Source organism: Ruegeria sp. CDSA236, from assembly GCF_059611285.1.
This window is the reverse complement of the sequence record NZ_JBXWPG010000006.1, coordinates 177467-199319: the sequence shown is the minus strand read 5'-3', so window position 1 is coordinate 199319 and position 21853 is coordinate 177467. Positions and strand designations below refer to the sequence as shown.

Annotated in this window: 18 protein-coding genes; 13 read left to right on the top strand and 5 right to left on the bottom strand. The window is 56.9% G+C overall.

What is annotated here, in order from left to right:
- The first annotated feature begins 1 nt into the window (after position 1).
- Positions 2-1147: an HlyD family secretion protein gene (locus AC2FLB_RS12050; protein WP_281994737.1), complete on the top strand. Its 1146-nt coding sequence runs from the start codon at positions 2-4 to the stop codon at positions 1145-1147.
- Positions 1148-1158: 11 nt separating this feature from the next.
- The gene (locus AC2FLB_RS12045; RefSeq protein WP_496690696.1) at positions 1159-2721 is read left to right on the top strand and encodes an efflux transporter outer membrane subunit; all 1563 of its coding nucleotides are present in this window, start codon (positions 1159-1161) and stop codon (positions 2719-2721) included.
- A gap of 3 nt (positions 2722-2724) precedes the next feature.
- On the opposite strand, the gene mprF is transcribed toward AC2FLB_RS12045, so the two are convergent.
- Entirely contained in the window at positions 2725-5334 is a 2610-nt protein-coding gene (gene mprF / locus AC2FLB_RS12040; RefSeq protein WP_496709327.1) for a bifunctional lysylphosphatidylglycerol flippase/synthetase MprF, read from the bottom strand.
- 98 nt (positions 5335-5432) lie between these two features.
- Positions 5433-5861, bottom strand: a complete 429-nt coding sequence (locus AC2FLB_RS12035) for an Lrp/AsnC family transcriptional regulator (RefSeq protein ID WP_142634311.1) — start codon at positions 5859-5861, stop codon at positions 5433-5435.
- An 86-nt stretch (positions 5862-5947) separates the two neighbouring features.
- Between AC2FLB_RS12035 and rocF the strand changes: the two genes are divergently transcribed.
- The 3 genes from rocF to ocd are packed head-to-tail and all read left to right on the top strand — an operon-like array spanning position 5948 to position 8838.
- Entirely contained in the window at positions 5948-6868 is a 921-nt protein-coding gene (gene rocF / locus AC2FLB_RS12030) for an arginase (RefSeq protein WP_142634313.1), read from the top strand.
- Positions 6868-7788, top strand: a complete 921-nt coding sequence (gene ctlX / locus AC2FLB_RS12025) for a citrulline utilization hydrolase CtlX (RefSeq protein WP_496677787.1) — start codon at positions 6868-6870, stop codon at positions 7786-7788. The genes rocF and ctlX overlap by 1 nt, the downstream gene beginning before the upstream one ends.
- 9 nt (positions 7789-7797) lie before the next feature.
- Positions 7798-8838 (top strand): ornithine cyclodeaminase, encoded by a 1041-nt coding sequence (gene ocd, locus AC2FLB_RS12020; protein ID WP_142634317.1) that lies wholly within the window; start codon positions 7798-7800, stop codon positions 8836-8838.
- A gap of 67 nt (positions 8839-8905) precedes the next feature.
- Here the strand turns inward: ocd and AC2FLB_RS12015 are convergent, their stop codons facing one another.
- The 3 genes from AC2FLB_RS12015 to AC2FLB_RS12005 all read right to left on the bottom strand — a co-directional run bounded on the left by AC2FLB_RS12015 (position 8906) and on the right by AC2FLB_RS12005 (position 12024).
- Positions 8906-10309, bottom strand: a complete 1404-nt coding sequence (locus tag AC2FLB_RS12015) for a TRAP transporter large permease (RefSeq protein WP_496709326.1) — start codon at positions 10307-10309, stop codon at positions 8906-8908.
- Between the two features lie 3 nt (positions 10310-10312).
- Positions 10313-10942: a TRAP transporter small permease subunit gene (locus AC2FLB_RS12010; protein WP_496709325.1), complete on the bottom strand. Its 630-nt coding sequence runs from the start codon at positions 10940-10942 to the stop codon at positions 10313-10315.
- A gap of 65 nt (positions 10943-11007) precedes the next feature.
- Positions 11008-12024, bottom strand: coding sequence for a C4-dicarboxylate TRAP transporter substrate-binding protein (locus AC2FLB_RS12005; RefSeq protein WP_496695146.1), 1017 nt, complete (start codon positions 12022-12024; stop codon positions 11008-11010).
- A 428-nt stretch (positions 12025-12452) separates the two neighbouring features.
- Here AC2FLB_RS12005 and acs point away from each other — a divergent pair, with 428 nt between their 5' ends.
- The 8 genes from acs to AC2FLB_RS11965 all read left to right on the top strand — a co-directional run bounded on the left by acs (position 12453) and on the right by AC2FLB_RS11965 (position 21851).
- Positions 12453-14417 (top strand): acetate--CoA ligase, encoded by a 1965-nt coding sequence (gene acs / locus AC2FLB_RS12000; protein ID WP_496690701.1) that lies wholly within the window; start codon positions 12453-12455, stop codon positions 14415-14417.
- A gap of 7 nt (positions 14418-14424) precedes the next feature.
- Positions 14425-15108, top strand: a complete 684-nt coding sequence (locus tag AC2FLB_RS11995) for an adenylate kinase (protein WP_142634327.1) — start codon at positions 14425-14427, stop codon at positions 15106-15108.
- Positions 15109-15292: 184 nt separating this feature from the next.
- Positions 15293-15577 (top strand): DUF4212 domain-containing protein, encoded by a 285-nt coding sequence (locus AC2FLB_RS11990; protein ID WP_142634329.1) that lies wholly within the window; start codon positions 15293-15295, stop codon positions 15575-15577.
- A gap of 6 nt (positions 15578-15583) precedes the next feature.
- Positions 15584-17368: a sodium:solute symporter family protein gene (locus tag AC2FLB_RS11985; RefSeq protein ID WP_496709324.1), complete on the top strand. Its 1785-nt coding sequence runs from the start codon at positions 15584-15586 to the stop codon at positions 17366-17368.
- A 111-nt stretch (positions 17369-17479) separates the two neighbouring features.
- Complete coding sequence (locus AC2FLB_RS11980; protein WP_496709323.1) at positions 17480-19303, top strand: DUF294 nucleotidyltransferase-like domain-containing protein; 1824 nt, start codon at positions 17480-17482, stop codon at positions 19301-19303.
- A gap of 26 nt (positions 19304-19329) precedes the next feature.
- Positions 19330-19848 carry a hypothetical protein gene (locus AC2FLB_RS11975; protein WP_496690703.1) on the top strand — a complete coding sequence of 173 codons (519 nt, stop codon included), beginning with the start codon at positions 19330-19332 and terminating at the stop codon, positions 19846-19848.
- 1 nt (position 19849) lies between these two features.
- On the top strand, positions 19850-21262 hold the full coding sequence (locus AC2FLB_RS11970) for a 3'-5' exonuclease (RefSeq protein ID WP_496709322.1): 1413 nt from the start codon (positions 19850-19852) through the stop codon (positions 21260-21262).
- An 88-nt stretch (positions 21263-21350) separates the two neighbouring features.
- The gene (locus AC2FLB_RS11965) at positions 21351-21851 is read left to right on the top strand and encodes a flavin reductase family protein (RefSeq protein ID WP_281994740.1); all 501 of its coding nucleotides are present in this window, start codon (positions 21351-21353) and stop codon (positions 21849-21851) included.
- Positions 21852-21853 lie beyond the last annotated feature (2 nt).

The window sequence follows — 21853 nt, the reverse complement described above, 5'->3', positions numbered from 1 at the left end:
TATGTTTGTCGCTCTTGGCATTACGCTTTTCTACATCATTTTTGTCTGGCTGATCTTCTTCAAACTGCAATGGCTTAAGTTCAGTATCGCCTGGGGCATCGTTTCCTTCTGGGTGGGTGCTCATCTGTTATTGATCTTTATGGTTGCGCTGCGGTTCTTCCAGCCATTTTCGATCGACAGCCACGTGGTCCGCTCAACCATACAGATCGTACCGCGCCTGACTGAACCAACCATCCTTTCCGAGGTTCTGGTCGAGCCGAATACAGAGGTGAAGAAAGGGGATCCGCTGTATCGGTTCGACGACACCGTCTTTGCGCTTGAATTCGAAGAGGCATCCGCACAGTTGGTTGCAGCCCAGCAGAACGCCAAAATTCTGGAACAGGATGTGATCGTCGCGGGTGAAGCCGTCGAGCGAGCCAACGCGCAACTGGCATATGCGCTGACCCAGCAAGCACGGTATGAAAACCTTGTCCCTGCGGGTGGTGCCCGCGAGGATGAGCTGGATCGCTGGAACGAGCAGGTCACGGAAGATCAGGCCAAGATAAAAGAGGCCGAAGCCAATCTGGAAAAGGCAAAGCTGGCGCTGGATTCGCAGATCGACGGGGTCAATACCGGAATCGTTCAAGCTCAGGCTCAGTTGGAAAAGGCCCGGTACTTTCTGGACAATACTACGATCTACGCGCCCGAAGATGGTATGATCGTTTCACAACAGGCACGCCCGGGTCTGGTTGTCGGTGACATCCGATTGGGCGCAATCGCCAGCTTTGTGACCAAGGAAAATCCCTATATTCTCGCCACTTACCGGCAGCAAAACCTGAAATTTGTGAAACCCGGGCAACAGGTTGAGGTCGCGCTGGACTTATATCCCGGAGAAATCCTGACCGGCAAAGTCGAGGCAATCTGGTGGGCAACCCGCCAGGGTCAATATCTGCCATCAGGCCGCCTGCCCGGATTTGAACTGCCAAAAATTCCCGGACATATTGCCGTGCAGATTTCGGTCGAAATTCCAGATGGCCACGTCTTTCCCGCCGGTGGACATGCCGCGGTGGCAATCTATACCGGCCAGGGCAAAAGCTTTGAGTTCCTGCGGCGCATCAATATCCGCCTCTATTCCTTCGCAAACTTCATCCGACCACTGGACATTTAAGGACACGCTGTATGACACGGGCCAGACTAAACCGCAGTTTGATGGGCACAGCCCTGTGTGCCGCGCTGCTGGTGGGATGCGCACCTGTCGGTCCTGATTTTGTGCGACCGAACTCTCCGGTCGTGAAGGAATGGATCGAGGTAAACAACCCTTCAGTCGGTGCCAGCGGCCTCACCTCGCGTAGTGCCCCTGTTGCAAAATGGTGGGAGACCTTCAACGACGCCACTTTGAACCGGTTGATCGCCGAAGCCTATGCCCAGAACCTGGCGCTACAGGTGGCCGGTGCACGCGTATTACAGGCCCGCGCACAGCTTGGGATTGCCTTTGGTGAGCTTTACCCCCAATCGCAGGCCATCGGAGGTTCGATCGAGCGGCGCCAGATCAGCGATAATATCGGGCCGATTTCCGATATCAATCGGATCATCCCTCTGGATACCGAATTCTCGACCTCGCAGGTTGGCTTCGACGCCCAATGGGAATTGGATGTGTGGGGGCAGCAACGCCGGGGTGTGCAGGCCGCACGATCCAATCTGGCACTTCAGGTCGCTAATTACGATGACGCTTTGGTCACGCTGACCGGCGATGTAGCAGCGTTATATGTAAGCTTCCGCGCGCTGCAAGAAACTCTGTTCGTGGCACGAGAGAATATCAAGCTGCAACAGGAATCGGTTGATCTGACGCAACTGCGTTTCAACAACGGCGTCACCACTGAATTGGATGTGCAAGAGGCCACCGCCCTGCTGAACAATACCATGGCGCTGGTGCCGGAAATTGAAAGCGATCTTCAACAGACCAAGAATGCTTTGGCTGTTTTACTGGGAACAACACCCTCGCGCATGGCCGGGTTGCTGGGTAATTCCGGTCGTATCCCTTCGGCCCGATCCAACGTCGCCGTTGGAGTACCAGCGGAATTGCTGCGCCGACGCCCGGATGTACGCGCCGCAGAACTGGCCGCTGCCACACAGTCTGCGCAAGTTGGGATCGCGATTGCTGACCTGTATCCCCAGTTCATCCTGTCCGGTTCGATCGGCCTGCAGGCCTCGGGCAGTCAGGACCTGTTTTCATCCGCCAGCAATACTGGGCTGGCCAGTGCCGGAGTGGTCTGGAATGTGCTGAATTATGGGCGGATCAAGAATAATGTCCGCGCCCAGGACGCAGCTTATCAGGCATTGATTGCGAACTATCAAAACACCGTCCTGACCGCTTATTCCGAGGTTGAAAGCGCCATGGTCGCCTATGCGCAATCACGCAAACAGGTGACATTCTACCAAAACAGCGTCACCGCATCGCGCAAAGCTGCCGAGATCGCGGTGAACCAATACCGGGATGGCATCGCCAGTTATTCCCGCGTTCTGAACACGCAAACCGCATTGCTTCGATCACAGGCCAATCTGATCGAAGCCCGCCAGCAGGTCTCGAGCAATCTGGTTGCAGTCTACAAAGGTTTAGGCGGTGGTTGGCAAATCCGGCAAAATCAGGAGTTCCTGCCGGAAACCGTGCTGGCCGAAATGGCCTATCGCACCGATTGGGGAGACCTGCTGCAACAGGCTCCGACCCAAGCCAGCCTGAACTGAGCGCTATTTCGTCAGACCGCGCAAGCCGCCCGAAATCAGAATGTTGACCTCGTAGAGAATACGCGGCGCGGCCAGTCCTCCGGGGCTGGCCAAATAGTTCGGGCTCCATTCTGGTTCAAATTTCTGCTTGAACGAGCGCAGCCCCTCGAAGTGATAAAACTGTTCGCCATGTTCATAGACAAAGCCGCCAATGCGGTTCCACAGCGATGCCAGTTGCCGGTTTTCGATCCCGGAAAACGGTGCCGCCCCCAGCGAGAACCAGTGGAACCCCTGCTCGGCCCCCCATGACATCATCTCGGCAAACAGCGCGTCCATAACAAAACTTGGGCTATCTGGTTCATACCGCATCAGATCCAGCGACAGTTCTGATTTTTGCCCGCCCTGAAACAGGTTAGCAAACGCGACGATCTCACCTGTTTCGCCATTCCGCAGCACCGCGTGGTCGAAATAGGACAGATAGGTTTCATCAAATCCGCCAAGCGCAAAACCTTTCTCGGCCCCAGCTTTTTGTGCCAGCCAGTCATCCGAAATCTTGCGCAACTCGGGCAGGATCGGGGTTAGTTCCTGTTTTGGAATAATCTCGAAAACATACCCTTCGCGTTCGGCCCGGTTCTTGGCTTGGCGGAATCGCTTGCGGGATTTGCCATCCAGCGAAAAGTCTTTCAGCGGCACCCGGGCAACCTCGCCGATTTTCAGGATCGACAGGCCCAGGTCCAGAAAGGTCGGCAGATACTTGGTCGAAACGCTGTAAAAGGCGCAGAGCTTCCCCTCACGATCCGCCATCTCGCGCAGCTGCCAGATCAGCTGTTTGCCGGCGGTTTCATCCCCTACCGGTTCGCCTTTGGTGACCAGCGCGTTGCCGGTGTCGGCATAGGCCAGAAAGGCGGTGTCATCCGGTGCGATCAGGAATTGCTTGTCCCCTGTCAGCGAGATCTGCGATTCCGTGTCTTCGCTTTCCATAACCAGACGCTCGACAACGTCGGGGATTTCGGTGCGGACCGGCGCGGGTATCTCGCGCCCGAACAGAGAGCTGATGGCAACCACCCCAAGGATCACCGCAACCACAAGGCTGGACCGCAGGAACCGCGAGGCATCACCGTCCCAGGCAAACTCCCACCACAGGGCGTTCTGATATTCAACATGGGAATAGGCAAACAGCCCCACCCAAAAGATCACGGCAAGCAAAGAGATGACGCTGACCAGCCAGGGAATGTTCAACCTGAAGATCGACGCGCCGCTAACTCGATAGAACGCGCCCCGGAACATCGCCAGCAGAGCGATAGTCCCCACCATGCTGAGCGCTTCGTGCGTATCCAGCCCCTTGGTCAGCGAGGCGACAAAACCGGCCACCATCAACAGCATGGCCACGACCCAGGCCCGGTAAAGCTTGCGAAACAGCCCCCGTGACACAAGGATCAGCAAGACCCCTACCGCACTTCCGGCCAGGTGGGACGCTTCGACAAAGGAAAGGGGCAGGAAATCCCGTAGCACACCCAGGTTACCGCTGCTTGCAGGCAACGCGCCGGAGACCAGAAGTATCACACCGGCCACTGCGGCCACGCCTGCGGCCACCATGGGCACGATCGGACGGATCACTCGATAAACCCAAGTGGCTGCACCAGTAATATGTCGCCGGTGGCTCAGCGCTGATGCCACAGCGATTGAAAGCGTGGCGATGAGGAAGGGAAGAAACGTATAAACAAGGCGATACAGCAACAGCGCGGCAATGACATCCGACCGGCCTGACGCGCCAAGTCCCGCGATCATAGTCGCCTCGAAGGCGCCAATTCCACCCGGCGCATGGCTGAGGATACCGACCGCAATCGCGCCAATAAAGATGGTGAAGAAATAGGGGTAGCCGATCCCAAGGTCTGTCGGCAGCAGCACATACAGAACCATCGACGCACCAAAAACATCGCCCAAGGCCGCCAGCGTCAGCAACCCGGCCAGTTTGCCGCCGGGAAGGTTAAATCCAACCCCGCCATAGGCCAGCCTGCGCCCGCCTTTCGACAGCCAGATGAACAGCGTTGCCAGAGCGATCAAAAGGCCCAATCCTATGACCGTCTCGACCGTATCGCTGATTGGCAAAACCTTCGATATCCCGTCGGGATGAAAGGTCAGCAAAGCCCCCAACAGCAAGGTCATGCCAGACCAGAAAGCGATCCACGAGGTCGCAATAACCCCAGCGACGCGCCCTAGATCCAACCCTAGAGACGCATAGATCCTGTACCTGATCGCCGTGCCCGTGATGTAGGAAAACCCAAGGCAGTTTGACACCGCATAACCACAGGCCCCGGCCATGCCCGCAACCGGCAAAGGGACCTCACCGTCGGCAACGCTCTGGACTGCAAAGACGTCGTATAAAGACAGGGAAACAAAGCTAAAAGCGGTCCAGCACAGGGCGATGAACAACAGCGTCCAAGAGGTGTTCGCCACATCCGTCTGAACGGATGACCATTTCACATGTGCAGACAGTTCATGCAGCACGGTCAGGGCGACCAGCATGACGATTACGGGAATGGCGATTCTGACCAGGGGTCGTTCCAGAAAACCGGATACTCTTTCGGCAAGTCTGATGGCCCAGAGTTCTTTGCCTGTATCCTGATCAGTCATGTGATTTCCCTGTTTCAGGTTTGCAGCTGCCTTTGCGCGGGTGGCGAACGCATCGCAACTTTTACACATATTCCTTGCTGCTCAAAGCACTACAGCAATCAGACGCGGCCTTTCCGAGTAGAAAGAAGCAAGTTGGTTTCGGATCGCGTAATCCCTTCGATCCTGCGGATGCGAAACAGGATTTCATCCAGTTCGGCCAGGGTCTCGGTCCCAATCTCGGCAATCAAGTCCCAACCGCCATTTGTCGAATGGACAGCCCGCACCTGTGGCATGGCGGCAATTTGGGCCATGGTGCGCTCGGTGCCGCGCCCTTCGATTTCCAGCATCATCAACCCTCTGACCGGGCTTTGCGCCACATCCTGCCGTGTCAGAACCGTAAAGCCCACAATCTCGCCGGATTGCTTCAAACGTTGCAGACGGCTGCGCACTGTTGTGCGTGTGACTCCCAGTGTTTCAGCCAGTTCCGAGAGTGAAGCACGGGCATCCCGATGCAGAGCGCTGAGAAGCTTGCCATCCAAATCGTCCATTCAATACTTCCGTTATGTCACTTGCGGTTCCATTTTGAGCATTTTGATCCCTATCCGCAAGCCACATTGCCGGAGTAGTATTCCATATGGATACAAACAACGTAATTCTGGTTGGCGCCCCGATGGATTCGGGCAAGCGTCGACAGGGCTGCCGGATGGGCCCCGATGCCTATCGGGTTGCGGGGCTTCAATCAGCTCTTTCCGATCTCGGTCTTCACCTACGGGATCTCGGCGATATCACACCTGACATTCCGGATATGTCCGAACATTCGCATCTCTTCGCCCTGCCCGAGTGTATCGGCTGGACCAAGGCTCTCAGCCGTGTTGCGCAGGATGTCGCCCCACAAGGCCTGCCAATTTTCATGGGCGGCGATCATGCACTTTCGATGGGCACGGTTTTGGGCATGGCACAGCACGCCGAGCGGATCGAACGCCCACTGTTCGTTCTCTGGCTGGACGCGCATAGCGATTTCCACACACCCGAGAGCACCGATAGCGGCAACCTGCACGGGACACCCGTAGCCTATTTCACCGGACAGCCCGGATTTGACGACTTTCCACCGGTTTCATCACCAGTTCCGACCGACCGGGTCGGCATGATCGGTCTGCGCTCGGTCGACCCAGCCGAACGGGCTCGGCTGGAACAGGATCGCGCAATGCTGGCCGATATGCGAAGCATCGACGAAAACGGCATCAAAGCACCGCTGATGGCCTTTCTGGAGCGGGTCCGGGCAGCGGATGGCATCCTTCATGTTTCGCTGGATGTGGATTTCCTTGATCCGTCCATTGCTCCTGCAGTTGGCACAACAGTTCCAGGTGGCGCGACCGAACGCGAGGCCCATCTAGTGATGGAACTGCTGCACGAAAGCGGTCTTGTCTGCTCGCTGGATCTGGTAGAATTGAACCCGTTTCTGGACGAACGCGGCCGCACTGCAAAGTTGATGGTCGATCTGGCCGCCTCATTGCTGGGCCGCCGCATCTTTGACCGCCCCACCCGGAGCTTCTGATGCAATCTCTACAAGCCCCACCAGCCGTTGTGATGATCCGGCCCCATGCGTTTGCTTCGAACCCCGAGACACGCGACGACAATGCGTTCCAGACCTTGGCCAACCGCTCGGCAGCGGCCACGTCTGTCCAAGCACGCGATGAACATGATCAGGCGGTGGCGCTGCTGCGCGATGCGGGTGTTAAGGTTCATGTCTTCGACGATTTCGGAGACCTCGACACACCAGACAGCGTATTTCCGAACAACTGGTTCTCGACCCATCCCGGCGGGCATGTGGCTATCTATCCGATGTTTGTGCCGTCGCGCAGGCGCGAACGTCGCGCCGACGTCATAGAAATGTTGAAACAGGAGTATCGTGTTCAGGACGTGATCGATTATTCCGGGCTTGAACAGGACAGACTGGCGCTGGAAGGCACCGGAGCGATGGTTCTGGACCACATTGGCCGCGTGGCCTACACGGTCAAATCCAACCGCGCCGACCCCGTTCTGTTGGAGCGTTTCTGCACCCATTTCAACTATGAGCCCATCGCATTCGAGGCGCATGATGCCGCAGGACGTGATGTCTATCACACGAATGTTCTGATGGGCATCGGCTCCAAATACGCGCTGATCTGTCTTGATATGATCGCGGACCCCGAACGCCGCGCGACAGTGAAAGCCAGGCTGGAAGAATCCGGTCGCACGGTCATTGACCTGACCCATGATCAGATCGCTGAATTTGCTGGCAACGCCATCGAACTGAGCGGCCTGAATGGTCCCGTGCTGGCGCTGTCCAGCAGGGCACTTGCCGCCCTGACCCCGGAACAAATCGTTACAATCGAAGCCAGCGCGACACCTCTGCCGCTTTCGATTCCCACCATTGAAACTGCCGGTGGATCCGTGCGCTGCATGATTGCGGGCATCCACCTGTCCCGTCGATAGGAGCCCCTAATGCAACCATCTGAAAAGGCCCTGGTGCCGTTTGTGTCTGTCGACAATATGATGAGACTGGTCCACCACATCGGCGTCGAACGTATGATCACCGATATTGCGGCGCAAATCGAAGCTGATTTCAAACGGTGGGAAAGCTTTGACAAAACACCCCGCATCCCTGCCCACTCGCCGCATGGGGTGATTGAACTGATGCCAACCTCAGACGGTGAGGCCTATGGGTTTAAATACGTCAACGGCCACCCCAAGAACACCTCTGAGGGCCTACAGACCGTTACCGCATTTGGATTGCTGGCAGACGTCTACACAGGCTATCCGACCCTGCTGACCGAAATGACCATGCTGACTGCATTGCGCACCGCAGCAACCTCTGCTCTGGTCGGCAGCTATCTTGCGCCCAAATCGGCCTCGACCATGGCAATGATCGGGAATGGCGCGCAATCCGAATTTCAGTGCCTCGCCTTCAAGGCCATGTGCGGGATTGATACTGTTCGCTTGTACGACACCGACGCGGCTGCCACCGAAAAATGTGCGGCCAACTTGGCGGGCTCTGGCCTCTCGGTCGTGAAATGCAAATCCCCTGAGGACGCCATCGAAGGCGCGCATATCATCACGACCTGCACGGCGGACAAGAAAAATGCCACGATCCTGACCGATAACTTGGTCGGCCCAGGCGTCCACATCAACGCGATCGGCGGCGACTGTCCTGGCAAAACCGAACTGCACAGAGATATCCTGCTACGCTCTGAAATATTCGTCGAATACCCGGAACAAACCCGTATTGAGGGCGAGATTCAGGCCCTTGAAGACGATCATCCCGTCACCGAGTTGTGGCAGGTCATGACGGGTCAGGCCGAGGGTCGTAAAGATGATCGTCAGATCACGTTGTTTGACAGCGTAGGCTTCGCGATCGAGGATTTTTCAGCCCTGCGCTACATCCAGTCCGCAGTCCGGGGCACAGATTACTACGAACCCCTGGACATGCTGGCAGACCCTGACGACCCGCGCGATCTGTACGGAATGCTGATGCGAGCGAAATAGAGATACCCTGCCCCCGTGCGCCAGCCGGGGGCAGGTATCACTAAAGATTGACTTCGCCAGATGCCAATTACCCGGCCAGCGAAGGCAGGTACAGAACGATGCCCGGAAAGGCGACCAGCAGCGCAATCGTCACGGCGTCGGCGATGAAAAACGGCGTCACGCCCTTGAACACGTCCTGAACGCTCAGATCAGGGCGGACGCCGGCAACGACAAAGCAATTCAAACCGATCGGTGGCGTGATCAGGCAGAACTCGGCCATTTTCACCACCAAAATACCAAACCAGATGGCGCACATCGGCCCGGACATCCCAAACGTACTTTCCGCAGCGGTGACGGCCTCGCCCCCGTTCAGCGCCATAACTGCCGGATAGACAACCGGCAGAGTCAGCAGCAGCATCCCGATGGCATCCATGAACATGCCGAGCACCGCATAGGCCAGCAGGATGCAGATCAGGATCAGCATGGGTGACATCGTCAGCGATGTGATCCAATCGGAAAACGCGTTCGGCAAATCGGCGAATCCCAGGAACCTGACATAGATCAGCACACCCCAGATGATCGAAAAGATCATTGCGGTCAATTTGGCTGTCTCGAGCAGTGCGGATTTCAACTCTGCCCATCTCATGCCGTGGAACAAGGCGAAACAGAATACGATGAAGGCACCTATTGCCCCGCCTTCGGTTGGTGTGCCCCAGGCTTTCTCACCAAAGGGGTTATAGACAAAACAGATGATGATCAGGATCACCGCCACAATCGGCAGAGCGCCAGGCAGAGCGGCAAAACGCTGTTTCCAGGTAAAGCCAGTGACCGGTGGGCCGACATTCTTGAACACCACCGCGATACCGACGATCAGCAACCCGTAAATAACCGCCGAAAAGGCCCCCGGTATGAACCCGGCGAGCAACAGCTTGCCCACATCCTGCTCTACGATGATCGCATAAATCACAAGGATCGCAGAAGGAGGGATCAGTGAGGCCAAAGTGCCACCTGCAGCGACTACGCCCGCCGCAAATTGTTTGTTGTACCCTACCTTCAGCATTTCCGGGATCGCGATCCGGGCAAATACCGCAGATGTCGCGACCGATGCCCCCGAGACTGCAGCAAACCCAGCGGTGGCGAACACGGTTGCGACCGCAAGCCCACCCGGAACCCAGGCCACCCAGCGTTTGGCAGCCTCGAACAGCGCGCGCGTCAGGCCTGCGTAATAGGCAAGGTAACCGATCAGGATAAAGGTCGGGATCAGGCTGAGCGTATGGGCTGCAACCTTGGAATGCGGCACTTGCCCTGCGGTTTTTACCGCAACGGTCAGCGCCTTGCCAAATCGGTCAGGATCATATCCGAATTTGGCCCAGAATATCCAAACCAGACCGATCAGCCCCGCCAAAGCCGCGGCAAAAGCCACACGCATTCCGGTGATAACCAGAACCAGCAGACCACCGGTGACCCAAAGGCCAATCTCAATCGAGTCCATTTACTAGTCCTGCCCTTCGAATTGTTCGGCTTCAGCGGCAGCCTGCGCAGCAGCGTCCTGTATTATCGGCACCGCAACTGGGTTTTGTAGGCCCAGCACAAAGGCCCGTCCATAACCCCAGATTTGCAGCACAAGCCGCAAGCAAAGTACCGAAAACGCAATAGGTGCCAGTAACTTGGCAGGCCAGAGCGGGATGCCAATGTCGATCGAGCTGTCCCGGCTCCACAGAGGTGCGCCAAAGTCGAATGATCTGTCGAAATGGGACCAGCTGCCCCAGACCAATGCCAACATGAGCACCAGGATGAGAACGACCGAAATCAACTCGAACAGCCACAAAGCCCGTCCGTGTAGCCGCGAAATGACAATATCCATCCGGATATGGCCCCCATCGCGTTGTACGTAAGAGATACCTAGAAACGCAATCAAGGGCATGGCTTGCTCGATCCAATCGACATAGCCCGGCAATGGCGCGTTATAGGCGTTGCGCCCGCTCACCGAGACAACTGCCAGCACCATTAACCCGAACACGGCATTTCCGCTGATCAGTGCAAGCGTACGCTCGGCCCTTAACAGCAGCTGGTCCAGCCTGCTCAGACGGCTATCATCCGCAAGCACCGTCGCCTGTCCTGCCATTCCGCTGGCCCTTTCTGTATAGGAATCAGTGTCCGGGTACCGCGCTGGGTACCCGGAACGCGTGATCAGTTCCCGCCACGCTGTTGTTTCAGCGTCAGTTGAACAAGATCATATAGATCCTGCGCAGGCAGACCCTGCGCGGACATGTCAGCGATCCATTGCTCGCGGATCGGATCAGCAGCCTTGGTGCGGAATTCCTCCAGCACGGCTTCGTCGATCTGAACTTTCTGCACGCCTTTTTCGGTCAACACACCATCCCACTGCTCCAGCAGACCGCCGTAATTGGCGAGATAATGGGCAATGGCCTCGTCGACAGAACTGTTAAGCGCTTCGCGATGTTCTGCAGGCAGCGCTTCGTAGGCGTCGATATTGACCACAACCGGACAGTTTACAGTGCCGGGGTTCAGGTTGGCCGTCCACCAGTCGGCTTCGTTGATGGTGCCGAAAGACAAATGTGCGTGCTGAGCAAAGGCCACTGTATCAACAACACCGGATTCCATCGCATTAAACGCCTCGGTCGCGGGCACCGATGTTGGAACACCGCCAACGGCCTCAAACGCCTTGCCCAGCCCGCCGGTCGCACGTACACGCATGCCGTCAAAATCGGCAAGCGTTGAGCGCGGATCACCGGTTCCAACGATATTATACTGGGGCATTGGCGACGTCATGATGATCCGGGCATTCCACTGAGCCATCTCATCCTTAACGGCGGGATGATCATATACAGCGTGGCTGACGGCCACCTCTTCTTCCAAATTGTTCACACCCAGGAACGGCAGTTCAAGTACAGTGATCGCCCGATTTTTGTCGCGGTGATAGCCTGCGCAGAACTGCGCCATCTCGAATGCACCGATCTCAATCCCGTCCAGATTCTCCTTCGGCTTTGAAAGCCCGCCATAGCTGACATTGATCGTGAATTCGCCACCGGTTTTTTCGCTGACCAGTTCAGCCAGTTTCTCGACATGTTCGGTAAAGGCCCGGCGTTTGCCCCAGACCGAAGCATTCCATTCTGTTGCTGCAGCTTCGGTAACGAATGCAACAGTCAGGGCGGCGACGGCGGCACCGCTCAACATTTTAGTCATAGTGAATTCTCCCATTGATGCGCCCCCTTTTTTGGGTCGCTTGCGCGTAAAGCTAGCGCCAACATCGATATGTGCCAACCCCTGCCAGACCACCCACTAAAATCTGCAAACCGCCCGCCAGCGCTAACAATCATAAGGTGTATATGAAATGTGTAAATTTCACGGGCAAGCACTTTGAAAACAGTGAAAATGTGATTAACATCTATGTTATTGTTTTAATTATGTTTTTTTAATATCTAACGATTTCCTTTACAATTCCCTCAAAGGGATTGAAATTTATTAACAAATAAACCCTGCTATTTCTGTAATTTATTTCTTTGTTTTCTGATCTCCGTATTATCCTGCATCGGGAGGAAACAGGTCGACATTGCCTGTTCAGCGGGCAAGATTGTCCCAGTGAATTTAAGTCCAGAGGGAGGAACCTCAGAATGACAACCGCTGCTCAGGCAGATGCCAAAGTTTATCCGCCATCCGCAGAAATTTCAGCGCGTGCGCATGTCGATGCCAAGAAATACGGCGAAATGTACACGGCTTCTATAACCGACCCCGTTGCATTCTGGGGCGAACAGGGCAAACGCGTTGACTGGATTAAACCCTATACCCAAGTGAAAGACGTCAGCTATGATTTGGGCTCGGTCGGGATCAACTGGTATGCGGATGGCACTCTGAACGTTTCAGCCAACTGCCTGGATCGTCATCTGAATACACGCGGCGATCAGACTGCGATCATCTGGGAACCTGATGACCCGAATGAACCCGCCCAACACATCACCTATGCCGAACTGCACCGCCGTACCTGCCGGATGGCAAATATCCTGGTTTCCATGGGCGTGCGCAAAGGCGACCGTGTGGTCATTTATCTTCCGATGATCCCCGAGGCTGCATATGCGATGTTGGCGTGCGCACGTATCGGTGCAATCCACTCGATTGTTTTTGCAGGGTTTTCCCCCGATGCCCTGGCTGCACGCGTCAACGGATGCGACGCCAAGGTTCTGATTACAGCTGATGAGGCCCCTCGCGGCGGCCGTAAGACACCGTTGAAGTCAAACGCAGACGCGGCCCTGCTGCACTGCAAGGACACGGTGAAATGCTTGGTTGTCAAGCGTACCAACGGCCAGACCACATGGATCGACGGGCGCGACTACGACTATAACGAGATGGCGCTCGAGGCGGATGACTATTGCGCGCCTGCGGAAATGGACGCCGAAGACCCTCTGTTCATTCTGTATACCTCCGGGTCGACCGGTCAGCCGAAGGGTGTCGTGCACACGACCGGCGGATATCTGGTCTATGCGGCAATGACGCATGAGATCACCTTCGATTACCATGAAGGCGACGTCTATTGGTGTACCGCCGATGTCGGCTGGGTGACCGGCCACAGCTATATTGTCTATGGCCCGCTTGCCAATGGCGCGACCACGCTGATGTTCGAAGGTGTTCCGACCTATCCGGATGCATCCCGCTTTTGGCAGGTCTGTGAAAAGCACAAGGTCAATCAATTCTACACGGCCCCTACCGCTTTGCGCGCGCTGATGGGGCAAGGCAATGAATGGGTCGAGAAATGCGATCTGAGCGATCTGCGCACGCTGGGCACTGTGGGTGAGCCGATCAACCCGGAAGCGTGGAACTGGTACAATGACGTTGTCGGCGGTGGGCGCTGCCCGATCGTGGACACCTGGTGGCAAACCGAAACCGGTGGTCACCTGATGACCCCCCTGCCCGGTGCCCACGCGATGAAGCCCGGCTCGGCCATGAAGCCGTTCTTTGGCATCCAGCCTGTGGTTCTGGACCCGCAATCCGGGGTCGAGATCGACGGCAACGGCGTCGAAGGCGTGCTGTGCATCAAGGACAGCTGGCCCGGCCAGATGCGTACGGTCTGGGGCGATCATGAACGGTTCGAGAAGACTTATTTCTCGGACTACAAAGGCTACTACTTCACCGGTGACGGCTGCCGCCGGGACGAGGATGGCGATTACTGGATCACCGGACGTGTGGACGATGTGATCAACGTCTCGGGGCACCGCATGGGTACGGCCGAGGTTGAAAGCGCTCTGGTGGCACATGCTGCCGTGGCCGAGGCCGCGGTTGTGGGCTATCCCCATGATATCAAAGGGCAAGGCATCTATTGCTATGTCACCTTGATGAATGATCGCGAACCCTCGGACGAGCTTGTGAAAGAGCTGCGCACCTGGGTTCGGACCGAGATCGGACCGATTGCCAGCCCGGATGTGATCCAATGGGCTCCTGGCCTGCCAAAAACCCGCTCGGGCAAGATCATGCGCCGTATCCTGCGTAAGATCGCCGAGAATGATTTTGGATCGCTCGGTGACACATCGACCCTGGCTGATCCGTCCGTGGTCGACAACTTGATCGAAAACCGCGCAAGCAAGTGAGGATGTGATGGACGCTGCCACGATCACTACACCCACCGTACTGATCCTTCTCGGCCCCCCGGGCGCCGGGAAGGGTACACAGGCCCGTATGCTCGAAGACAAGTTCGGGCTTGTCCAACTCAGCACGGGTGACCTGTTACGGGCGGCAGTTGCCGCAGGAACCGAAGCCGGAAAAGCCGCCAAAGCTGTCATGGAGGCGGGTGATCTGGTCAGTGACGATATCGTAATTGCAATCCTGCGGGATCGTCTGGCCGAACCGGACTGCGCCAAGGGCGTCATTCTGGACGGCTTCCCCCGCACCACGGTTCAGGCACAGGCGCTGGACGCGCTGCTGTCAGAGACCGGTCAGCAGATCAACGCAGCCATCAGTCTTGAGGTTGAAGACGCTGAAATGGTGATCCGTATTTCCGGCCGTTACACATGTGCCGGATGTGGCGAAGGGTTCCATGATCGGTTCAAAACGCCCGCAGTCGAAGGCAAATGCGACAAATGCGGCAAGACCGAGTTCAAGCGCCGCGCAGATGATAATGCTGAAACCGTCGCCTCACGGCTGGCTGCCTATCACGCGCAGACCGCGCCGCTGATCACTTATTACCAAGACCACGGCGTTCTGAAAGGTCTGAACGCAATGGGCAATATCGAAGACATCGCCGGCAATCTGGAACGGATCGTCAGCGACACAATGAACTAGGGGAATATGGCCCGCCCTCAATAAGGGCCGAATTCCTAAAGGAAAACTTCAAAGGACCCGCTCTGGCGGACCAGAGAAGCCTTGCCTGATGCCACCTGGCATCAAGCATATCGAAAAGTGGCCCCGCGCGCTGGAGGGTTAGGACAACGGGCCGCTCAAAGAGGAAGCGAAGGAGGAACCCGCGATGGCGGATCAATCAACACACTCCGCGCAGACTGCCGAAGCCGATAAGGGCTATTGGCAGGCCAACCTGCGTCTTATCTACATCAGCCTGGTGATCTGGGCGCTGGTGTCGTTTGGATTCGGCATTTTGCTGCGTCCACTTCTGTCCGGCATTTCCGTCGGCGGAACCGATCTCGGCTTTTGGTTCGCGCAACAGGGATCCATCTTGGTCTTTCTGCTGCTGATCTTCAACTACGCCTGGCGGATGAACAAGCTAGACGCTGAATACGGCGTTGAGGAGGAGTAAGGCCCTATGGACCAGTTTACCATCAACCTGCTGTTTGTGGGCGCGTCCTTTGCGCTTTACATAGGCATCGCGATCTGGGCCCGTGCTGGGTCCACATCAGAATTCTACGCCGCCGGTCGCGGCGTTCACCCGGTCACCAACGGTATGGCGACAGCGGCAGATTGGATGTCTGCGGCCTCGTTCATCTCGATGGCGGGCCTCATCGCCTTTACCGGCTATGACAACTCGTCCTTCCTGATGGGTTGGACCGGTGGTTATGTGCTGCTGGCGCTGCTTCTTGCCCCTTACCTGCGTAAGTTCGGCAAGTTCACCGTGTCAGAGTTCATCGGCGACCGCTTTTACAGCCAGACCGCGCGTATCGTTGCGGTGATCTGTCTGATCGTAGCGTCTGTGACCTACGTGATCGGCCAGATGACCGGCGTTGGCGTAGCTTTTGGCCGCTTCCTTGAAGTGTCAAACACCACCGGGTTGTTAATTGGTGCAGCCGTTGTGTTCGCCTACGCGGTGTTTGGGGGGATGAAGGGCGTGACCTACACACAGGTCGCTCAGTACTGCGTGCTGATCACCGCCTACACAATCCCAGCCATCTTTATTTCCCTGCAACTGACTGGCAATCCGGTTCCGGCTCTGGGTCTGTTTGGTGATACCGCCAGCGGTGAACCGCTGCTGACCAAGCTGGATGCGATCGTGACCGAGCTGGGCTTTAACGAATACACCGCCCACCACTCGGACACGCTGAACATGGTGCTGTTCACGCTGTCGCTGATGATCGGTACGGCCGGTCTGCCGCACGTTATCATGCGTTTCTTCACCGTGCCGAAAGTGGCTGATGCCCGCTGGTCTGCCGGTTGGGCGCTGGTGTTCATCGCACTGCTGTACCTGACCGCCCCTGCGGTTGGCGCAATGGCCCGTCTAAACATCAGTGACATGATGTGGCCAAATGGCGGCATCGAAGGTGGCGCCGTATCCGTCGAAGATATCGACAACGACGCTCGTTATGACTGGATGGCCACATGGAAGAAAACCGGCCTGCTGGACTGGGAAGACAAGAACGGCGACGGCAAGATCCAGTACTATAACGACAAGAATGCCGACATGCAGGCGCTTGCGGAAGAGAAGGGCTGGGTCGGAAACGAGCTGACCAAGTTCAACCGTGACATCCTGGTTCTGGCCAACCCCGAGATTGCCAACCTGCCGGGTTGGGTGATCGGTCTGGTCGCTGCCGGTGGTCTTGCGGCTGCTCTGTCGACCGCTGCGGGCCTGTTGCTGGCGATCTCGTCCGCGGTGTCACACGACCTGATCAAAGGCGCGATCAACCCGCAGATTTCGGAAAAATCCGAGCTTCTGTCGGCGCGGATCGCAATGGGCGTGGCCATTGTTGTGGCGACATATCTGGGCCTGAACCCTCCGGGTTTTGCAGCGCAGACCGTTGCCTTGGCGTTTGGTCTGGCAGCTGCCTCGATCTTCCCGGCGCTGATGATGGGGATCTTCTCGACCCGCATCAACAACACCGGTGCAGTTGCTGGTATGCTGGCTGGTCTGACTGTGACCCTGGTCTACATCTTCCTGCATAAGGGCTGGCTGTTCATTCCGGACACCAACTCGTTCACGGATGCTGATCCTCTGTTGGGTACAATCAAGTCGACCTCGTTCGGCGCGATCGGAGCCATGGTCAACTTCGCGGTCGCCTATGTGGTGGCTGGCATGACCAAAGAAACCCCGCAAGAGATCAAGGATCTGGTCGAAAGCGTCCGCATTCCCCGTGGCGCGGGTGCCGCTCAGGATCACTGAGTAGAGATGCGGCCCCTGAACACCTTGCCAAAGGCCGTGTCATTCGACTGACTACTCCCGCCCGGCATTCCACCGGGCGGGATTTTTCGAATAGAAACCGAGGAGTATCCGATGCCCCTGCCTCAAGCCGAGATTACGCGGTTTCTGAAATCCGTTCACCCTTATGACGCCCTGCCCGCCGATGATCTGGCAACGCTGTCTGATCAGATCGAAGTTTGGGAGGTCGAAGAAGGATCCCCAGTGTATCAACTGGGCGCGCCCCTGCCCGGCGTATTCGTGATTTACGAAGGACAGGTTGAAATCACTGACAGGAACGGTGCGATTGTCTCTCATCTGGGGTTGCGGAATTCTTTCGGGGAACGCGGTTTACTGAAAGACGGTAAAGCCGCGACCAAAGCGCAGGCACACGCAAACTCGGTTTTTTTTGTGATTCCGCCCAACCTGATCCGAGACCTCATTGACGAACATGAAATCGTCGCCAAATTCTTTGATCGGACCCGCACGGAACGCTCCAGCCCCCAAAGCCTTGCAACCAGCGCTATCGACGTTCTGATGGCACATAACCCCGCAACCTGCCCCCCTAATACCACCGTTCGCGAAGCGGCGCAGATGATGAGGGACAAACATATTTCCTCTCTCTGCATCACCGAGGGGGACATTCTTTTGGGGATCGCCACCTTACGAGATATCTCGGGCAAATACGTTGCCGATGGGATGTCTGTGGATACGCCTGTCTCGGCAATAATGACGGCAAACCCGGTGACGCTGTCGCCGTCTGATATCGGATCGGATGTTCTTCACATCATGATGGAGCGCGGCATCGGCCATATTCCGGTATCCGAAGCTGGGCGTCTGGTCGGAATTGTCACCCAGACAGACCTGACCCACTATCAGGCGGTCAATTCCGCCGAGTTGGTGCGCCGGATAGCAACTGCGCAAACCGCGCAGCAGATGGCAGAAGTGACCGAAGAGATTCCCCGGCTTCTGGTCCAGCTTGTCGCTGCCGGAAATCGCCACGAGATCGTTACACGCCTGATTACCGATATCGCCGACACAGCCACCAGACGTTTGCTGGCAATGGCGGAAAAACAGCTTGGACCACCACCTGTGCCTTACCTATGGCTGGCCTGCGGATCGCAGGGACGACAGGAACAAACCGGGGTGTCGGATCAGGACAACTGCTTGATGCTGGATGACAAAGTAACCGATGACGACATGTCATATTTCCAGACACTGGCAAAAATCGTGTCGGACGGGCTGGATAAATGTGGGTACTTTTATTGCCCGGGCGACATGATGGCGACAAATCCACGCTGGTGCCAACCGGTAAGTGTCTGGCGTGATTATTTTCGCGGGTGGATCGCCAAACCAAACCCCGAGGCGCAGATGCTGGCCTCGGTTATGTTCGACCTGCGCCCCATTGGCGGCGCATTTCACCTGTTCGATGACCTGCAGGCCGAAACGCTGGCCGCGGCCCAAGCGAATTCAATCTTTGTGGCGCATATGATCTCGAACTCGTTAAAGCACACGCCGCCGCTTGGCCTGTTACGCGGGTTTGCCACGGTACGCTCGGGTGAACATCGCAACACGCTGGATCTAAAGCATAATGGCGTTGTGCCTGTGGTTGACCTGGCCCGGATATACAGCCTTCAGGGGCAACTGTCCCAGGCCAATACACGTGCCCGCCTGAAAGCAGCTGGGGCGGCAGGCGTCCTCAGCCCCTCAGGTACCCGCGACCTGCTGGACGCTTACGATCTGATCGCCGAAACGCGGCTGAACCATCAGGCCCGTCTGGTGAAAGGCAACAAGAAGCCGGACAATTTCCTGCCCCCTTCCGATCTTTCGGACTTTGAGCGAAGTCATCTGCGAGATGCCTTTGTCGTGGTAAAAACAATGCAATCGGCGGTCGGCCACGGTAAAGGAATGCTGGGCTAAACCCTCAGGAACCTTGGAGAGTATTCATGTTCTTAGAACTGATCGGCACGATATTTGCAGGCGTCGCCTTAGCCGGCATCGTGATGGTGATCAACAAACTGACAGGTGGACGCCTGCCTCGTTGGTCCGCACCAGTCGCGGCGGGCATTGGCATGATCGGGATGACGATCAACAGCGAGTATTCATGGTTTGACCGCACGCGCGATACGCTTCCAGATGGTCTGATCGTCATTCAAGAGGTCGAAAGCCGCGCTTTGTACCGTCCCTGGACCTATGCGATGCCCTTTGTTGATCGTTTTGCCGCAATCGACACCCTATCTGTGCGCACCAATAACCAAGTGCCTGAACAACGCCTCGTTGAACTGTATTTCTTTGGCCGCTGGGCACCGGTTTCAAAATTGCCGGTCGCTGTGGATTGCGATAAGAACCAACGCGCCAATCTGGCGGATGGGGCAGAGTTTGGTGACAACGGCCAGTTGCTGAACGCCGATTGGGTAACAGGTTCTACCAACGATCCAATCATCGAGGCCACTTGCGGAGTGTAACATGCTGACCCGATTAAGCCTGCGCCTGCGGATTTTCCTGTTCTTCTGCCTGCTGGCGGTCGGCGGGGTTGCCGTCAGCTTGGTTGCGCTTTGGGTCAGCTACAGGCGAGCGGCGGATCCGGCCCTTTTGGACGCGTTCATCTTTGCAGAGATCGTCATCGGGTTCGGTCTGCTGGCCCTGATCGCCGCTGTCTGGCTATTGTTCGACGATAATGTCGCCAAGCCGATCGAAAGGCTTTCCGCTGAACTGCGCGCACGGGCGCATGCCGGTGTCAGCCGCGACCTCGATCTGCAAGCCGCGCGGTATCTTGGCGACCTGGCCCCTGCGGCTGCCGGTCTGGCCAACCAACTGTCCGACAAGACCATGGGCGTGGCAGAGGCTGTCGCTGCTGAAACCGAGCATCTGGCTGTGGAACAGCAAAGGCTTAGGGCGCTTTTGACTGAAATTCCTGTAGCCATATTGCTGGCTAGCCCCTCTCACAGGCTCGTTTTGTATGACGGACAGGCGGCCGAGGTTCTGGCACAGATTTCGCATCCACGCCTGAATGCGCCACTGTTCGATTACTTCCAGCCAGACGCGCTGCAGAAAGCCTATGCCAAACTGGCCAAGACCGGGATGGAGGCATCCTGTTCGCTGACCAGCATTGATGGGGCGCAGACCTATTCAGCCCGCATGAAACCGCTGGGGGAAACTTCCGGCTATATGCTAATCCTAGATGACAGCGCCGCCAATATAGCGCCTGAGGCTGCCAGACCTCTGGTCTATGACTTTGGTTTGCTGAACACATCCACCGACCAATCATTCGAGACATTGCCTCTGCGCGAGCTTTGTTTTGTTGTCTTCGACACCGAAACCACCGGCCTGCTGCCGCACAAAGACGAGATCGTCCAGATCGGCGCAGTCCGTGTGGTAAATGGACGGATGGTCGAAGGCGAAAGGCTGGATATGCTGGTGAACCCGGTCATGCCGATCCCTGCCGCCTCGACCAAGGTTCACAAGATCACGGATCGAATGGTCGAAGGCGCGCCGGAAATCGCCGAAGCCGGGCGTATCTTTCACGAATTCGCGCGAAATGCTGTAATCGTGGCGCATAATGCACCTTTTGATATGGCGTTTCTACGACGCCACGCCGACTGTATGAAAGTTGAGTGGACGCATCCCGTACTGGATACGGTCCTGCTATCTGCGGTCCTGTTCGGCGCCAGCGACACGCACACTTTGGACGCGCTGTGCGAACGGCTGGACATTACAATTCCGCATGAGCTGCGCCATACGGCATTGGGTGATGCAGTTGCCACCGCCGAGGCGCTGGTTCGGATGCTTCCGATGCTGCAAGCGCGCGGGATGAATACGTTTGGCGAGGTCATCGAAGCAACCCGCCGGCACGGTCGTCTGCTTGAGGACCTGAACTGAGGGCGAAATATGCAACTCAGGCGCAGCTTTTCATGGACAATCCCGACTTGCCATGGCACCTGAGGCGCGGCCACAGAATGAGCGTGAGATGACGGACCGCACCTTCACCCCAACCCCGGACAACAGCACCGCGTTTCGCGAGGCATTGGGGTGTTTTGGAACCGGCGTCACCGTTGTCACCACCGAAACAGCGCTGGGGCCCCGCGCAATCACGGTCAATTCGTTTTCCTCGGTCTCGCTGACGCCTCCGCTGGTGCTGTGGTGCCTGGCGAAGGATTCAAACCGGTTCGACGCTTTCAAAGACTGCGATCACTATTCGATCCATGTGATGGCTGAGGAACAGCAGGAACAGGCCCTAAAATTCGCGCGCGAGGGTGCGGATTTTTCACATGCCAACTGGGCCGCAGATCACCGTGGTCGCCCTCGTCTGGCGGATTGTCTGGCACGGTTCGACTGCCAGCTTCATGCCCGGCACGAGGCAGGGGATCATCTGATCATCGTGGGTGAAGTAGAACAGGCCATGTACCGCACCGGCAAAGGTCTGATCTTCAAACGCGGTCAGTTCGGCGGGTTTGCCGATCTTCTTTAAGC

Bases quoted from the DNA above. Each gene is read 5' to 3' on its own strand.
- AC2FLB_RS12050 (WP_281994737.1), top strand. From the start codon at position 2: ATGTTTGTCGCTCTTGGCATTACGCTTTTCTACATCATTTTTGTCTGG.
- AC2FLB_RS12045 (WP_496690696.1), top strand. From the start codon at position 1,159: ATGACACGGGCCAGACTAAACCGCAGTTTGATGGGCACAGCCCTGTGT.
- mprF (WP_496709327.1), bottom strand. From the start codon at position 5,334: ATGACTGATCAGGATACAGGCAAAGAACTCTGGGCCATCAGACTTGCC.
- AC2FLB_RS12035 (WP_142634311.1), bottom strand. From the start codon at position 5,861: ATGGACGATTTGGATGGCAAGCTTCTCAGCGCTCTGCATCGGGATGCC.
- rocF (WP_142634313.1), top strand. From the start codon at position 5,948: ATGGATACAAACAACGTAATTCTGGTTGGCGCCCCGATGGATTCGGGC.
- ctlX (WP_496677787.1), top strand. From the start codon at position 6,868: ATGCAATCTCTACAAGCCCCACCAGCCGTTGTGATGATCCGGCCCCAT.
- ocd (WP_142634317.1), top strand. From the start codon at position 7,798: ATGCAACCATCTGAAAAGGCCCTGGTGCCGTTTGTGTCTGTCGACAAT.
- AC2FLB_RS12015 (WP_496709326.1), bottom strand. From the start codon at position 10,309: ATGGACTCGATTGAGATTGGCCTTTGGGTCACCGGTGGTCTGCTGGTT.
- AC2FLB_RS12010 (WP_496709325.1), bottom strand. From the start codon at position 10,942: ATGGCAGGACAGGCGACGGTGCTTGCGGATGATAGCCGTCTGAGCAGG.
- AC2FLB_RS12005 (WP_496695146.1), bottom strand. From the start codon at position 12,024: ATGACTAAAATGTTGAGCGGTGCCGCCGTCGCCGCCCTGACTGTTGCA.
- acs (WP_496690701.1), top strand. From the start codon at position 12,453: ATGACAACCGCTGCTCAGGCAGATGCCAAAGTTTATCCGCCATCCGCA.
- AC2FLB_RS11995 (WP_142634327.1), top strand. From the start codon at position 14,425: ATGGACGCTGCCACGATCACTACACCCACCGTACTGATCCTTCTCGGC.
- AC2FLB_RS11990 (WP_142634329.1), top strand. From the start codon at position 15,293: ATGGCGGATCAATCAACACACTCCGCGCAGACTGCCGAAGCCGATAAG.
- AC2FLB_RS11985 (WP_496709324.1), top strand. From the start codon at position 15,584: ATGGACCAGTTTACCATCAACCTGCTGTTTGTGGGCGCGTCCTTTGCG.
- AC2FLB_RS11980 (WP_496709323.1), top strand. From the start codon at position 17,480: ATGCCCCTGCCTCAAGCCGAGATTACGCGGTTTCTGAAATCCGTTCAC.
- AC2FLB_RS11975 (WP_496690703.1), top strand. From the start codon at position 19,330: ATGTTCTTAGAACTGATCGGCACGATATTTGCAGGCGTCGCCTTAGCC.
- AC2FLB_RS11970 (WP_496709322.1), top strand. From the start codon at position 19,850: ATGCTGACCCGATTAAGCCTGCGCCTGCGGATTTTCCTGTTCTTCTGC.
- AC2FLB_RS11965 (WP_281994740.1), top strand. From the start codon at position 21,351: ATGACGGACCGCACCTTCACCCCAACCCCGGACAACAGCACCGCGTTT.